Annotated in this window: 12 protein-coding genes; 1 reads left to right on the top strand and 11 read right to left on the bottom strand. The window is 71.0% G+C overall.

Annotated elements, in window-relative coordinates; genetic code table 11:
- Positions 1–6: 6 nt before the first annotated feature.
- The 3 genes from nadD to IG90_RS44845 all read right to left on the bottom strand — a co-directional run bounded on the left by nadD (position 7) and on the right by IG90_RS44845 (position 1060).
- A complete protein-coding gene (gene nadD / locus IG90_RS0118480; protein WP_030585381.1) occupies positions 7–624 on the bottom strand; it encodes a nicotinate-nucleotide adenylyltransferase in 618 nt (205 codons plus the stop codon).
- A gap of 37 nt (positions 625–661) precedes the next feature.
- On the bottom strand, positions 662–823 hold the full coding sequence (locus tag IG90_RS44850) for a hypothetical protein (RefSeq protein WP_033894376.1): 162 nt from the start codon (positions 821–823) through the stop codon (positions 662–664).
- A gap of 84 nt (positions 824–907) precedes the next feature.
- The gene (locus IG90_RS44845) at positions 908–1060 is read right to left on the bottom strand and encodes a hypothetical protein (protein WP_033894375.1); all 153 of its coding nucleotides are present in this window, start codon (positions 1058–1060) and stop codon (positions 908–910) included.
- Between the two features lie 110 nt (positions 1061–1170).
- On the opposite strand from IG90_RS44845, the gene IG90_RS0118465 reads away from it, so the two are divergent.
- On the top strand, positions 1171–2328 hold the full coding sequence (locus tag IG90_RS0118465; protein ID WP_030585378.1) for a M48 family metallopeptidase: 1158 nt from the start codon (positions 1171–1173) through the stop codon (positions 2326–2328).
- Here the strand turns inward: IG90_RS0118465 and IG90_RS0118460 are convergent.
- The 8 genes from IG90_RS0118460 to IG90_RS0118425 form a co-directional block, all read right to left on the bottom strand.
- On the bottom strand, positions 2246–3388 hold the full coding sequence (locus IG90_RS0118460; RefSeq protein WP_030585375.1) for an SCO2583 family membrane protein: 1143 nt from the start codon (positions 3386–3388) through the stop codon (positions 2246–2248). The genes IG90_RS0118465 and IG90_RS0118460 overlap by 83 nt on opposite strands.
- 210 nt (positions 3389–3598) lie before the next feature.
- Positions 3599–4192 carry an SCO2584 family spore wall biosynthesis protein gene (locus IG90_RS0118455; RefSeq protein WP_051870764.1) on the bottom strand — a complete coding sequence of 198 codons (594 nt, stop codon included), beginning with the start codon at positions 4190–4192 and terminating at the stop codon, positions 3599–3601.
- 60 nt (positions 4193–4252) lie between these two features.
- Complete coding sequence (locus tag IG90_RS0118450; RefSeq protein WP_030585370.1) at positions 4253–5536, bottom strand: glutamate-5-semialdehyde dehydrogenase; 1284 nt, start codon at positions 5534–5536, stop codon at positions 4253–4255.
- A 108-nt stretch (positions 5537–5644) separates the two neighbouring features.
- On the bottom strand, positions 5645–6136 hold the full coding sequence (locus IG90_RS0118445) for a hypothetical protein (RefSeq protein WP_030585367.1): 492 nt from the start codon (positions 6134–6136) through the stop codon (positions 5645–5647).
- Between the two features lie 128 nt (positions 6137–6264).
- Complete coding sequence (proB, locus tag IG90_RS0118440; RefSeq protein WP_233436001.1) at positions 6265–7419, bottom strand: glutamate 5-kinase; 1155 nt, start codon at positions 7417–7419, stop codon at positions 6265–6267.
- A gap of 172 nt (positions 7420–7591) precedes the next feature.
- A complete protein-coding gene (locus IG90_RS0118435; protein WP_030585361.1) occupies positions 7592–10360 on the bottom strand; it encodes a CDP-glycerol glycerophosphotransferase family protein in 2769 nt (922 codons plus the stop codon).
- A gap of 183 nt (positions 10361–10543) precedes the next feature.
- On the bottom strand, positions 10544–11782 hold the full coding sequence (locus IG90_RS0118430) for a glycosyltransferase family 2 protein (protein WP_030585358.1): 1239 nt from the start codon (positions 11780–11782) through the stop codon (positions 10544–10546).
- A 185-nt stretch (positions 11783–11967) separates the two neighbouring features.
- Entirely contained in the window at positions 11968–14091 is a 2124-nt protein-coding gene (locus tag IG90_RS0118425) for a hypothetical protein (RefSeq protein WP_233436000.1), read from the bottom strand.
- Positions 14092–14226 lie beyond the last annotated feature (135 nt).

Below are 14226 nucleotides of genomic sequence, written 5' to 3'. Positions count from 1 at the left end.
CGTGGCTCATTCGCCGCGGTACAGCTGGCGCTTGTCGATGTAGCGGACCACGCCGTCCGGCACCAGGTACCAGACCGGCTCCCCCTGCGCGACCCTCTCACGACAGTCCGTGGACGAGATCGCCAGCGCGGGCACCTCCACGAGGGAGACGCCGCCCACGGGCAGCCCGTCGTCCGTGAGCACATGACCCGGGCGGGTCACACCGATGAAGTGGGAGAGCGAGAACAGCTCCTCCGCGTCGCGCCAGGTGAGGATCTGGGACAACGCGTCGGCGCCGGTGATGAAGAAGAGGTCCGCCTCGCCGTGGACCTCACGCAGGTCCCGCAGCGTATCGATGGTGTACGTCGGTCCGCCACGGTCGATGTCACTGCGGCTGACGGAGAACTGCGGATTGGACGCGGTGGCGATGACCGTCATCAGGTAGCGGTCCTCGGCCGGGGAGACCTTCTTGTGGCTCTTCTGCCAAGGCTGCCCGGTGGGGACGAAGACGACCTCGTCGAGACGGAACTGGGCGGCCACTTCACTGGCCGCCACCAGGTGTCCATGGTGGATCGGGTCGAATGTCCCGCCCATCACGCCGATACGGCGTTTGCCGGGGCCGGTAGGCACTTCCTGCTCTCCCATGCGTGCAGAGCCTACTGGCACAGCTGTACGCCCCGACTCAGCGGTCGCGGTTGAAGCGGGTGGTGACCCACAGCAGGAACATCAGCGCGAGGAAGGCCCCGGCGCCGACGAGGTAGGGGTTGAGACTTTCGTGGTTGCCGCCCTCGCCGCCCTCGGAGGCGAGAGTGACCAGCTGGTGTGCGGTGCTCGTGAGGCTCATCTTCGGCAGGACCTATCGATCGTGAATCGGAAGGAAGACGTCGGTCACATCGTATGCGGGACCCTCGGGCACGCTCACGGCGACTCAGTCGTTGTTGTCGTCGTTGCGGTACCCACGCAGCAGGAACCAGGCGAGCAGCACCGTGCCGAGGATCGAGACGAGCAGCACGATCCGGAGGGTGCCGCCCGGTCCCGGCTCCTGGGACGCGGCGGCGAGCAGTACGTCGGTGTGCGGCATTCGGGCGCTCCTCAAAGTTATCCACAGCCCCCGCACACCGTAGCGCCAGCGCATACGCTGGGGTTTTGTCCGGGGGACGAGCAACGTCTCGTACGAACAGGGGGCCATCCATGACCGACAGCAGTCACGAGAACGTGCCGAGCAGGCAGCGCCGGCGATTCCCCGGGATCTCCTCCCGGGCCTACGAGCACCCCGCCGACCGCTCGGCCCTGGTGGCCCTGCGCAAGCTGACCGGGTTCGACACCGTGTTCAAGGCGCTCAGCGGGCTGCTCCCGGAGCGCAGCCTGCGGCTGCTCTTCCTCTCCGACTCCGTGCGGGTGAGCGACGCTCAGTTCGCCCACCTCAACGACATGCTGCGGGACGCGTGTTACATCCTGGACCTGGAGAAGGTCCCGCCGATGTACGTGAAGCAGGACCCGCAGCCCAACGCCATGTGCATCGGGCTCGACGAGCCGATCATCGTGGTCACCACCGGCCTGGTCGAGCTGCTCGACGAGGAGGAGATGCGGGCGGTGGTGGGCCACGAGGTGGGCCACGCGCTCTCCGGCCACTCCGTGTACCGGACGATACTGCTGTTCCTGACGAACCTCGCCGTGAAGGTCGCCTGGATCCCGCTGGGCAATGTGGCGGTCATGGCGATAGTGACGGCGCTGCGCGAGTGGTTCCGCAAGTCGGAGCTGTCCGCGGACCGGGCCGGGCTGCTGGTCGGCCAGGACATCACGGCTTCCATGCGCGGCCTGATGAAGATCGCGGGCGGCAATCACCTCCACGAGATGAACGTGGACGCCTTCCTCGCCCAGGCCGACGAGTACGAGAAGGGCGGCGACCTCCGCGACTCCGTGCTCAAGATCCTCAATGTGCTGCCCCGGACGCACCCGTTCACCACCGTGCGGGCCGCCGAGCTGAAGAAGTGGTCGGAGACCCGCGACTTCCAGCGGATCATGGACGGTCACTACCCGCGGCGCGACGAGGACAAGGACACCTCGGTGACCGACTCGTTCCGGGAGTCCGCCTCGCACTACGCGGACACGGTGCGCACCAGCAAGGACCCGCTGATGAAGCTCGTGGGCGACATCGCCGGCGGCGCGGGAGACCTGGGCGGCAAACTGCGCGACAAGTTCACCGGAGCCGGGGCCGGTACCGGGGGTGCGAAGGGCGGACCGCAGGGCCCGGCCGGCGATTCCGCTACGGGCGGGGACGGGACGTCGGGCCGCCGTGAGGACCCTGAGGAGGGGAGCTCGGGGACGTCGGGGCCGTCGGGGAGCTGACGGCCGCCAGGGTTCCGCAGAGCGCCGCCGTGGGCCGGCCCGTGGCGTACGGGTCGGTGGCGGCGGGTCCGCGGGCGTCCGCCCGCTCCCCGGCGAGGAGCGGGCGGAGCATCCCGGTCGCGTCGGCCGAGCAGGACTGCGGCCCTGCCTGGACGTAGGCGGTGCGCACCTCCAGGCGGTGCAGTCGCAGGTCCTCCCGGTCGAAGCGGAAGTGCAGCTCGCGCCGCACGGTGAACAGGGACGCTCCGTCCTCCCGGTGGGGGCCGTCCGCCGGGCGCAGGGCGTAGGTGAAGGTGTGGTCCGAGATGACGCCGAGGGCGCCCGCCGCCTCCTCCTCGTAGCGGAGGGTGCCCTTGACCCGGATCTGCGGGTCCGCGAGCTCCACCTGCGCCGGGTCGAAGCGCACGAGCCAGCCGGTGGCCGCGTGGCTCCCGTCGTCCGCCGGCTTGCTCAAGCTCTGTTCGAACTGGGCGCGCTGGTCCGGGTCGAGGAGGTGCTCGACGGGCCGGCGTACGGAGCCGGTGAGGACGTCGGGGTTCAGGGACGACTCCACCAGGTAGTCCTTGACCGTGGCGAGAGCGGCGGTGATCTGGCTGTCGGAGAAGTTCTGGGTGCGCTCCACGGCGGGGAAGTTGATGCCTGCCGCGCCCGTGCGGAATCCGGAGACCGGCTCGGCCCGGTACAGCCGCTCGGGTGACCCGCCCGGTACGGCGCCCCGGGGGGCCAGGGGGACGACGGTGGTCCGCAGGGGTTCGGCGCGTCGGGGGGCCGGCTGGGGGTAGGGGCTCCGGAATCCGATGTAGACGGCCACGGCGAAGGCCAGGGCGATGAGGACGACCAGGGCTATGGCGGCCCGGGAGCCGCCGCTTCGGACGGTGACCTGCGCCTCGGGCAGTGTGCGGACGGCACGGGCGTGCTCGCCCATCCGTTCCTGCGCCGAGTACTCCTGCAACCGGGCAGCCTGGACGAACGACTCGTCGAAGACGAGCGAGCGGTATTCGTCCTCGCCGCCCGCGGGGTTCTCGGGCGGGCCGTCCGGCGGTTCTGAGCGGCCTGTCATGACTTCTCTCCCGATCTCCACACCGGTCGGTTCGGTGCGCAACGGTCTGCTTCGGCCGAGCGGCGTCCGGCAGCGAGAAGCCCCCCTGGGAACGAGGGGTCACATCCTCAGGGTAGGTCGATTGCGGTCTGCGTAAACGCTGAGACCGCCGGGAAGTGCGAGGGCGAAGGGGGCGGCCATCGGCGAACGGGTGATGTGAGGGGGGAGGACTCAGGGCACCCGGGGCTCGGCGGAGACCGCGGGGCGGGAGTAGTCCGCGGAGGCCGACGGGACGGCCCCGGGCTTGTCCACGCCGCTGGTGGCGGGCGGCGGCACCTGGTCCTGACGGTTGTTCGAGGCGCCCCGGTGGACCGCGCTGAAGGCGAGGGAGACCAGGCCGACGCCCATCACCACAGCCAGCAGCCAGGCGACCGGGCGGTGCCAGCGGGCGGAGTTGCGGTAGGGGCGCAGGGAGCCGCCGTGGCGGCCGTAGGGGCCCGGGGCGGGGTCGTCGCCCCCGACGCCGTGGTCCGGGTCGTAGTCGAGGTCGTGGGGGTCGTGGTAGCCCCGGGTGCGGCCGTAGGGGCCGTATCCGTCGTCGGCGCGACGGCTCCGGCGGGCACGGGCCGCGTCGGCCTCGGCGCGGGCCTCGGCGGCGGCGAGCAGGCGCTCCACGGCGGTGGGCTCATGGACGGGCGCCGACCGGACGAAGTCCTCGTCGAACACCACGGAGGCGAAGTCCTCGTCCGCGCCCCCGCGGTCGTCGTCGGGCTCCCAGCCGTCCGGGAGCACGCTCGCCGCGTTGTCGGGATCACCCCGATACATCCAGTATCGGGGCGACCCTCCGCCTTGCGATCGCACGCACCAGACGCCGCCGAGCCCGCCCTAGCGGATGTGCCCGTCCCCCGTGACGATGTACTTCGTCGACGTCAGCTCGGGCAGGCCCATCGGACCGCGGGCGTGCAGCTTCTGCGTGGAGATGCCGATCTCGGCGCCGAAGCCGAACTGCCCGCCGTCCGTGAAGCGGGTGGAGGCGTTCACGGCGACCGTGGTCGAATCGACCAATCGGGTGAACCGGCGGGCGGCGGCCTGCGAGGTGGTGACGATCGCCTCGGTGTGGCCGGAGGACCAGAGCCGGATGTGGGCGACCGCCGCGTCCAGGGAGTCGACGACCGCCGCCGCGATGTCGTAGGAGAGGTACTCCGTCTCCCAGTCCTCCGTCGTCGCCGGGACCACCGTGGCCTTGGTGGACCCGGCGTGGGCGAGCACCCGCTCGTCGCCGTGGACCGTGACCCCGGCCTCGGCCAGCGCGTCCAGGGCGAGCGGCAGGAAGGCGTCCGCCACGTCCTTGTGGACGAGCAGGGTCTCGGCCGCGTTGCAGACGCTGGGGCGCTGGGCCTTGGAGTTGATCAGGATGTCGACCGCCATGGCCAGGTCCGTCTGCGCGTCGACGTAGACGTGGCAGTTGCCGGTGCCCGTCTCGATGACGGGGACGGTGGACTGCTCGACGACCGTGCGGATCAGCGAGGCGCCGCCGCGCGGGATGAGGACGTCGACCAGGCCGCGGGCCCGCATCAGTTCCGATACGGATTCGCGGCTCTCGCCCGGGACGAGCTGCACCGCGTCGGCCGGCAGTCCGGAGCCGCCGACCGCGTCGCGCAGGACCCGGACGAGGGCGGTGTTGGAGGCGTAGGCGGAGGAGGAGCCGCGCAGCAGGACCGCGTTGCCGGACTTCAGGCAGAGGGCGGCCGCGTCGACGGTGACGTTGGGCCGGGCCTCGTAGATGATGCCGACGACACCGAGCGGGACCCGCACCTGGCGGAGGTCGATGCCGTTGGGCAGGGTCGAGCCGCGCACCACTTCGCCGACCGGGTCGGGCAGCGCGGCCACGTCCCGTACGTCGGCGGCGATGGCGCGGATGCGTTCCGGGGTGAGGGTGAGGCGGTCGATGATGCCTTCGCTCGTCCCGGCCTCGCGGGCGCGCTCGACGTCCTCCGCGTTGGCCTCGACGATCTCGCTCGTGCGCACTTCGAGGGCGTCGGCGATGGCCAGCAGTGCGTCGTCCTTGGCCGCGCGTGGAAGTGGCGCGATGTCGGCGGCGGCGGCACGGGCCCGGTAGGCGGTCTGCGCGACCGGGGAGAGGTTGTCGTAGGGCGAGAGCGTGGTCATGCCCGCAGAGTAATGCGCGCTCTGCGGGCATCCGGTACATATCCCGTGATGCGAGACGGCCGACCCGAGGGGCGGACGCCCCCGGACCACCCCCGAGTCACCCCGGGGTCAGTAGGGGTGCACGCCGACGGGGGCCGCGGGCGGCGGTCCGTACCCCTCGGCGATCCGCAGGTGGTAGGTCTCGCGGTCGATGACTTCGAGGCCGACGATCTCCCAGGGCGGGAGCCGGGCGCTGGAGCGGTGCTCGCCCCACAGCCGCAGCGCGACCGCGGCCGCGTCGTGCAGATCGCGGGCCTCTTCCCAGTAGCGGATCTCCGCGTGGTCGTTGGCGTAGCGGCTGGTCAGCAGGAAGGGATGGTCGTGGGCGAGCTGTTCCAGGCCGCGTCTGACCTCGGCGAGCGGAGTCTCGGCGCCCGAGACGCTGAGGGTGATGTGCCAGAGCTTCGACTGCGGGGACTCCTCCTTCGCCGTCGTGACCGGCTCCCGTTCGACGGTGTCCGACGGGAGGGGATTCCGGTCGAAATCCGCCCCCGCTCCGACACTCGTCAGGGCGCGGTTGGCCGTGCCTCGGGGCGGCGCCCCCGGGCGCGCTCGTCTCACCGGCGGCCTCCTGTGATGTGTTGCTGTGCGGTACCTCTGTTTCCCCACTACAAAGTGGACCAGTCCACAGCCGGGCGTGGGGCGGTTTTGGTGAAGGTCCCTGCCGGAGAGCGGGACTTTCAGCCGATTCAGGGGGTGAGGCGCGGCGCGAGGAGGACCAGATCGTCCCTGTGTACGACCTCGCGCTCGTAGGCGGGCCCCAGTTCGCGAGCCAGATCCCGGGTGGAGCGGCCGAGCAGTTGGGGGATCTCCTTCGCGTCGAAGTTGACGAGTCCGCGGGCGATCGGGGTGCCGTGGGGATCGCGCAGTTCGACGGGGTCGCCGGCGCTGAACTCGCCCTCGACGGCGGAGATTCCGGCGGGCAGCAGTGAGGTGCGCCGCTCCACCACGGCCCGTACGGCGCCGTCGTCGAGGGTGAGCGCGCCCTGCGGGGTGGAGGCGTGGGCCAGCCACAGGAGCCGGTCGGCGGAGCGGCGGCCGGTGCGGTGGAAGTACGTGCCGGTGTCGCGGCCCGCGAGCGCGTCGGCGGCCCGGCTGGCGGAGGTGAGGACGACGGGGACGCCGGCGGCGGTGGCGATGCGGGCGGCGTCGACCTTGGTGACCATGCCGCCGGTGCCGACGCCCGCCTTCCCGGCGCTGCCGATGGTGACGCCCGCCAGGTCCTCGGGGCCGGTGACCTCGGCGATGCGGGAGGCGCCGGGGGTGCCGGGCGGTCCGTCGTAGAGGCCGTCCACGTCGGAGAGCAGGACGAGCAGGTCGGCGTGGACGAGGTGGGCGACGAGGGCGGCGAGCCGGTCGTTGTCGCCGAAGCGGATCTCATCGGTGGCGACGGTGTCGTTCTCGTTGACGACGGGGACGGCGCCCATCTCCAGGAGCTTGTCCAGGGTGCTGTAGGCGTTGCGGTAGTGGCCGCGGCGGCTGGTGTCGTCCGCGGTGAGGAGCACCTGGCCGACGCGGACGCCGTAGCGCGCGAACGAGGCGGTGTAGCGGGCCACGAGGAGGCCCTGGCCGACGCTGGCGGCGGCCTGCTGGCGGGCCAGGTCCTTGGGCCTGCGGACGAGGCCGAGCGGGGCGAGTCCGGCGGCGATGGCTCCGCTGGAGACGAGGACGACCTCGCGTTCGCCGCCGTCCCTGACCTTGGCCAGGACGTCGACGAGGGCGTCGACCCGGTCGGCGTCGAGGCCGCCGGAGGCCGTGGTGAGCGAGGAGGAGCCGATCTTGACGACGACCCTGCGGGCGCCGGTCACTGCCGGCTCGCGGCCCGACGGCCTCTGCTCTGCCACGTGCTTCCTCGCTCTGGATCGCCCCGGTGTCCCGATGAGGGGCCTTCGAGCCGCCCCGGCACAGCACAGTACGCGAGCGGCCGCCCCCGCCGCCCGCCCGTTCCGTTCGGTGGACGTCCGAGGGCGGCCGGTGAGGGGGGTGCGGGCGGACGGCGGGGGCGGCCGGGGTGGATCAGCCCTGCTGCTCTTCCTTGACGGCGAGCATCCGGTCCACGACGCGGGCGGCGGCGCGGCCGTCGGAGGGCTCGCAGAAGTCGACCCGGAACTGGGCGTACTTCTCCTTGTACTCCTCGCTCACCTCGTCGATGTTCCGGATCGCGGAGACCAGGTCCTCGGAGGTCTTGATCAGCGGCCCGGGGGCGCGGGAGGTGAAGTCGAAGTAGAAGCCGCGCAGGGTGTCGCGGTAGTGCTCCAGGTCGTACGTGAAGAAGAGCATCGGGCGCCCGGAGTGCGCGAAGTCGAACAGCACCGAGGAGTAGTCCGTGATCAGCACGTCGGCGATCAGGTAGAGGTCGGCGATGTCCGGGTAGTACGTGACGTCGTAGACGAAGCCCTGTCCGGCGCCGGGGATGGAGTCGAGGACCTTGTGGTGCTTGCGGTAGAGCAGCACGTGGTCCTCGCCGAGCTCGCGGCGGGCGGCCTCGACGTCGATCTTGTTGTCGAGCTTGAAGCGGCGTCCGCCGTAGCGCTGGTCGTCGCGCCAGGTGGGGGCGTACAGCACGACCTTCTTGCCCGCGGGGATGCCGAGCTTCTCGCGTACGGCCGCGGCGCGCTTGACGCGGTCGGGGGCGTGGAAGACGTCGTTGCGCGGGTAGCCCGCCTCCAGGACCTCGCACTGGAGGCGGAAGGAGTTGGTCATGATCGGGGTGGTGAAGGCGTTCGGCGTGATGAACAGGCTGTACTGGCGCGAGCGCTGCGGGAGGCTTGCGATGTAGGCGAGGTTCGCCTTCGGGGTGCCGAGGAGGTCGGCGCCGATGCGCTTGAGCGGGGTGCCGTGCCAGGTCTGGACGACGACCTGGCCCTCGCGGCGGACGAACCACTCGCGGATGCCGCCGTTGGTGACGACGTACCGGCTGCGTGCCAGTGCCTCGTACCACTCCTTGCTGCCCCACTCGACGCCGCGGACGCCGGGCGGCAGGACGACCTGCTGGTCGTGGACCATCGCGATGTGCTCGACCTCGGTACCCCGGCGCTTGAGCTCCTCGTAGACCGCGCGGGGCGAGTCGGAGAACTGCTTGCCGCCGAAGCTGTTGTAGAGCACGGCCTCGCGCAGCGGCAGCTTGCGCTGCTCGGGGGTGTAGACGTCGCGCATCAGGCGCTGGCGGTAGGCGCCGCGCAGCTCCGGGTCGAGGACCGGGCCGGACTCCACGAAGATCCGGTCGAAGTCGACCCGCTCCACGGTGTACGTGCGGTGCTCGCCCCGGTGGGCCAGCGGCAGCGTGCCGACGAGGTCGGGGCGGATCGTGACGGGGAGGTCGCGGGTGTGGTCCCACTCGCTGCGCAGGCGCAGGCGCGGCATCCAGCGGCCGGCGCGCAGCGGCACGGTGCCCTCGTAGGTGGGCATGGCGTCCGGGCGCAGGCGGGCGGTGAAGCGGCCGTCGGCGAACTCGACCGGCAGCGGCCGGTCCTCGTTGCGGCCGGTGTGGCGCAGGACCATCTTCATCTGGTCGGCGGGGCCGGTGTAGACGCCGGAGAGGACCAGTTCGCCCTCGGCGCTCCACTCGACGCCGTCGACCAGCGGCTGGACCGTGCGGACCTGCGGGGTGAAGTTCCCCGCGCCGTCGGTGAGGATCGCGAACTCGCGTCCCCCGGGCAGCGGGTGGACTCCGGTGACGTGCTTCGCACCGCCCGTGGCACGGCGGGTGGTGCCGTCGGCGAAGACGATCTGCGCACGGTACTTGACGGCCTTGCCGGGCTGTACGTCGTCGACGGGCAGGTCCGCGAAGTCCAGGCGGGCGGTGTGCCGGAGCCAGCCGTCGGCACCGGTCTCGCCCTGCTGGAGCGGGAGGTCGGTGGTGAAGCCGCTCGGCTCGTGGTCGATCCGCAGGGCTGTGGGGTACTTGCCCGCAGGAGTGGTGACGCGGGAGCGCAGGGTGACGGTGAGGTTCCCGCCGTCGGCTTCCTGGGCGATGATCTCGGCGGGGACGACGTCGACGGAGAGCTTGAGCCGGTTGCGGTCGAAGCCGGCGACGAGGCGGACGCCGTCGTCCAGGACCCGGGTGTAGCTGTGGCCGGCCGCGCCCGCGTTGTTCTTGGTGATGCTGCCGACCGACATGCCGCCGGGGCGCGGGATCCCGATGCCCAGGCGCCAGGTGCCGGACTGCCACTGGCCGCGTACGCGCAGCCGGGACGGGTCGATGCCGAGCTCGAAGCCGGACCAGTCGTAGTTGTGCAGGGCGCCCTTGGCCTCGGCGGTGGCACGGGGTTCCAGGACGGTGCGCATCCGCAGCGGGAGCGTGGAGCGGCTGCCCTGGCGGCGGAGCACGGCGACGCGCAGGGAGCGCTTGCCGGTGGCCGAGGGGACGTTGGGGATGTAGGCGTAGCCCTTGACGAGGAGCTTGCCGTCCTCCCAGCCGAGGTCGAGGAGCTTGCCGCGTACGGGAAGTTCGCTGCGGTTGAAGTTGCGCACGGAGGAGGGGAGCGAGGAGCTCTCGACGCCGGGCAGTTCGATGCGGGCGCGCCGCAGGCCGCGGACGGAGAAGGCTCCCGGGTTCTCCCGCTCGTAGTGCAGCAGGTCGGCCAGCTCGTCACCGCGGCCGCTGGCCGCCAGGTGCCACTTGACCCGGGCCATCGGGGAGAACTGCCGCACGACCTTGGGGGCGGCACGGTCCAGGAAGTCCTTGGCCGCTCGGTGGAACTCGGGGCGCTCCTCGACCGGAGTCTCCGGGAAGTACTTCATGAGCCGGCTGAGCTCGTCGGGGATCGCTTCGAGGGACGCCACGGGGAGAGGGCCTTTCCGGGGGGACGTGCAGATGATGAACCCCGGAAGGACGGGGCGTTAATGAGACGTCTCCAACCGTCTCATGGTTGCCCAACAGTATGACGTGACACCTCTCACAGGACGAACCCGCCCCGGTCGTCACCGGGGCGGGGAGAAGGGTCCGGGGCTCCCCCGGGGTCCGGTTCAGACGCGGTGCGCTCGCGGGGTGCGCAGGGCGCTGAGCACCGTACGGCGGGCCTTGCGGACCACGCGCCGGGCGAAGGAGACGCGGGGGCCGGCCTGCGGCGCCTCGATGCGCCGGCCGCCGACCCACTCCGTGACGGTCACCTCGTACGCCCGGTCGGGGAGCACGGAGCTCTCGCCGAAGTGCGGGTAGGCGAGGTGGAGTCGGGGCGGGCTCCCCCGGCGGACGAGTTCGGGCTCCTTCTTGTCGCGCAGGAAGGCCGCGACGTCCAGGAGCAGGTCGAGCCGGCCCTCGGCGAGGCACATCAGCCGCAGCCGTTCGTTCACCTTGAGGTTGCGGCCGAGCTCCGGTGTCCAGTACGCCTTCATCAGGGGGGCGGCGAGCGCCATCTTCCGCTCGCGTACCTCGTCCTTCTGCTTCACCAGTCCGGGGCCGAACTGCGGCAGCAGCGTGATGACGAAGGGCCGCACCATCAGGGCGTCGCGCCGGGGGCCGGGGGGCACGTACTCGGCGATGAGCCCCATGAGGGCGCGGGCCGAGTCGAAGCGGCGTTTGTAGCTGCCCTTCCTGGTCATCTGGTTGCGGTCCTCGCGGCCCACCAGGTAGTAGCAGGTGTAGTCGGCGACGACGGAGACCCCGTTGCCGCGCAGATACGCCTCCATCGTGAACAGGGCGTCCTCGCCCGTCTTCAGCTTCTCGTCGAAGGTCATGCCGAGGCGTACGAGGAGGTCGCGCCGGAAGAGTTTCTGCGCGCTCAAGGTGAATTTGATGTTGGAGGAATACAGGTCGGCGCGCTCGACGGTCTTTTTCCACATGGACTTCGCGGCACCGCGATTGACGCCGACGATCTTCCCGAGCACCACGTCCGTGCCCGCCCGGTCACCCATGGCGACCATGCGTTCCAGGGCTTCCTCGCCGAAGTAGTCGTCCGCGTCCAGAAAGAAGACGTACCGGCCGCGGGCGAGGTCGAGGCCCCGGTTACGTGGCCCGCTGGGGCCGCCGGAATTCTCCTGGCGGACGACTCTCATGGGAATCGCGGTCCGGGCGGCGAATTCCTCCAGGCAGGCGCCGGTGCCGTCGGTGGAGCCGTCGTCGATCGCGACGATCTCCATACGGTCCGCGCCGATGGTCTGCGCCTCGACGGACTCCAGGCACCGGACCAGGTAGGGCATCGCGTCATAAGCTCCGATGATCACACTGACATCGGGCTCATCGTTCTTCCTGGGCATGTCGGGCATGTGCACCTGTCGATTTGATCACGAAAGAAGGCAGATTGCCCGACTCTGCACTCTTTATGCATCGCCACGCCGAACGACCCGTACATCCCTCCCCCAGGAGAGACGTACGGGTCGCGATCGGGGTTGCCTGCTTTTCAGCCAGTTCGATCAGGTGTGCGGCGCTCGGCCGTGCGTCGCTACAGCGCTCAGCGCACGGACGAGGTCCCCTCGGTGAGGGCGGTCTCCGCCTCCGCCTCCGCTGCCGCCTCGGCCTCCGGTGCGTCCGGAGCGTCCGGGTCCGCCGCGGCGTCGGCCGCGGCGAGAGCCTGCGGATCACCGGTCCCGACACCGCTGGTGACGGCCTCCGCGTCCGGCACCGCCACGGCCTGCTCGCCGAGCCGCTGGGCGACGCCAAGGTTGCGGGCCTCGGCCTTGGCGGCCAGCGCCCGTACCGCGGCGTTGAACTGCTCCATGGAGGTCGGCTCGTCCGGCCCCAGGAGGTAGGTCTTCAGCTCGCGGCGGGCTTCCGCCAGCGTGTCCGCCGCCGGGTCGGCCACCGCGGCCAGCAGTTCGTCGAGCTCCTCGGCCCCGTTGGAGAGGATGACCGCGGCGCGCACCGCGGTGTTCTGCCGCTTGAACTCGTCGGCTCCGAGTGCGGCGGAGTCGGTGACCGCGTACGGCTTGCCGCTGGCGATGAAGTCGGAGACCACACTGGAAATGTCCGAAACCATGGCGTCGGACTCGTTGAAGCAGTCGTACAGCTTGGGCTGCGCGCCGGTCACCGTACGGTGCTCCCACCAGCCGAAGGAGCGCCAGTAGGCGTCGTTCCACTCGGCCCGCAGCTGGGCGCTCTCGGCCTCGCGGGCGGGGTCGGCGAGCGAGATCCGCGACTCCTCCGCGTCGTCGCCACCGGCGTTGCTGGTGGCCGCGAGCTGCGCGAGCCGGGCTTCGATCCGGGCCAGCTCGGCCTTGGCGGCGCGCTGCCCCGCGGCGGCCGACGACGCCTCCTTCACCCAGCGGGGCTCGGCGGCGCGCTCGGCGGCGGCCTTCTCCAGCATCGCCCGGATCCGGGCGTCGACGGCCTTGGCCTTGCCGCTGCGGATGCCGGTGAAGGGGTGCGGCTTGTAGATGATCCGGACCGGGTCCGCGGCGTTCAGCAGCCGGCGCACGATGTTCTCGCCCGCCAGCAGCAGCGAGGTGTTGCCCGGGTTGTCGTCCCAGCCCTCCCAGGTGGGCGCGTACAGCACGGTCGGGATGGGGTTCTTCACCGCGCCCGTCCAGCTCCTGATGGGCTCCAGCTGCGGACGGCCGACCTCGACGATGTCCTGGTCGCGGACGCCCACGTCGGCCAGCGCGTAGCGGTCGCGGCCGGCCCGGCCCGCGGTCCAGACCTCGTCGTAGACCTTGGAGTACGGGTTGACGCTGGCGAGCTTGTCGCTGTCGCCGTGGCCGATGAAGACGTGCTTCATCGTCGGGACCCGCAGGATGTGGATGTTCTTGCCGACGTTGGCGGGATACAGGCAGACCCGGACGGTCGAGAGGTCCAGGTTCATCAGGTGGGTGCCGGCCGGGACGCAGATGACCGGGACGGAGGTCTCGGCCAGCTGCGGGACGAGTCCGCGCTCCCGCATGATGATCAGCGGGCGGCCCTCGATCCGGGCCATGGTCTCCAGCCACATGTTGCCCTGGTAGGCGGACTCGTTGGAGCCGGAGAAGTAGAGCACCACGGTCGGCTGGTACTCGCGCAGCCAGGTGTCGACGGCCTTGAGCACGGTGGGGGCCGGAGGAGCCAGCCGGCCTCGGCGCATGTACGGGAAGAGCAGCGCGAGGTAGAGCAGGGCCAGCAGCAGCGTCAGGCCGATGCCCGCGTAGCCGATGACGTCCTCACCGGTCCCGGCGGCGATCAGGATGCCCACCACGGCCGGGATGTCGAGGTGCAGCATCTTCTCGGCGGAGCGCCGCAGCAGCGCGCCGGGCGGGGCGTCGGGGATGCGGACCGCGTGCAGGTCCACGTTGCGGGTGACGACCGGCATGGTGCGGCGGAGCCGGATCAGGGTCGCCAGGGCGCCGTGCGGCGCCTGGAGCCCGTAGAAGAGCAGGAAGCAGGCCACCGCCGAGTAGAACAGCGGCTCCTCGGCGAGATCCATGCGGGCCAGCAGCAGGATGACCATCAGCTGCCGCAGCAGGAAGCGGATCGACAGCCCGGCCCGCACCTTGCCCAGGCGGTTGACCAGATAACTCCCCCGCTGGTGCAGATACCAGTCGGCGGCATAGGTGACAGCGGTGGCCGCCGCGAAGAACCAGATGTGGGGAATGAGCGCGGCAAGCATGACGCAGGGATATCCCAGCCCCATCAACAACGCTGCCGCCAGTTCCGACCTGCTGCCCACACGGGCCAGGCGAATGGCTGTCGAGATCACGAAGAACCTGCTCCAGGGGGTGCCGGTTGATTCACGTATTGGCGG

This window comes from Streptomyces anulatus (assembly GCF_000721175.1).
GTDB lineage: Bacteria > Actinomycetota > Actinomycetes > Streptomycetales > Streptomycetaceae > Streptomyces > Streptomyces anulatus_C.
Note: the sequence above shows the minus strand (reverse complement) of the source record. Positions and strands in the feature narration are given on the sequence as shown.

Bases quoted from the DNA above. Each gene is read 5' to 3' on its own strand.
- nadD (WP_030585381.1), bottom strand. From the start codon at position 624: ATGGGAGAGCAGGAAGTGCCTACCGGCCCCGGCAAACGCCGTATCGGC.
- IG90_RS44850 (WP_033894376.1), bottom strand. From the start codon at position 823: ATGAGCCTCACGAGCACCGCACACCAGCTGGTCACTCTCGCCTCCGAG.
- IG90_RS44845 (WP_033894375.1), bottom strand. From the start codon at position 1,060: ATGCCGCACACCGACGTACTGCTCGCCGCCGCGTCCCAGGAGCCGGGA.
- IG90_RS0118465 (WP_030585378.1), top strand. From the start codon at position 1,171: ATGACCGACAGCAGTCACGAGAACGTGCCGAGCAGGCAGCGCCGGCGA.
- IG90_RS0118460 (WP_030585375.1), bottom strand. From the start codon at position 3,388: ATGACAGGCCGCTCAGAACCGCCGGACGGCCCGCCCGAGAACCCCGCG.
- IG90_RS0118455 (WP_051870764.1), bottom strand. From the start codon at position 4,192: ATGTATCGGGGTGATCCCGACAACGCGGCGAGCGTGCTCCCGGACGGC.
- IG90_RS0118450 (WP_030585370.1), bottom strand. From the start codon at position 5,536: ATGACCACGCTCTCGCCCTACGACAACCTCTCCCCGGTCGCGCAGACC.
- IG90_RS0118430 (WP_030585358.1), bottom strand. From the start codon at position 11,782: ATGCCCGACATGCCCAGGAAGAACGATGAGCCCGATGTCAGTGTGATC.
- IG90_RS0118425 (WP_233436000.1), bottom strand. From the start codon at position 14,091: ATGCTTGCCGCGCTCATTCCCCACATCTGGTTCTTCGCGGCGGCCACC.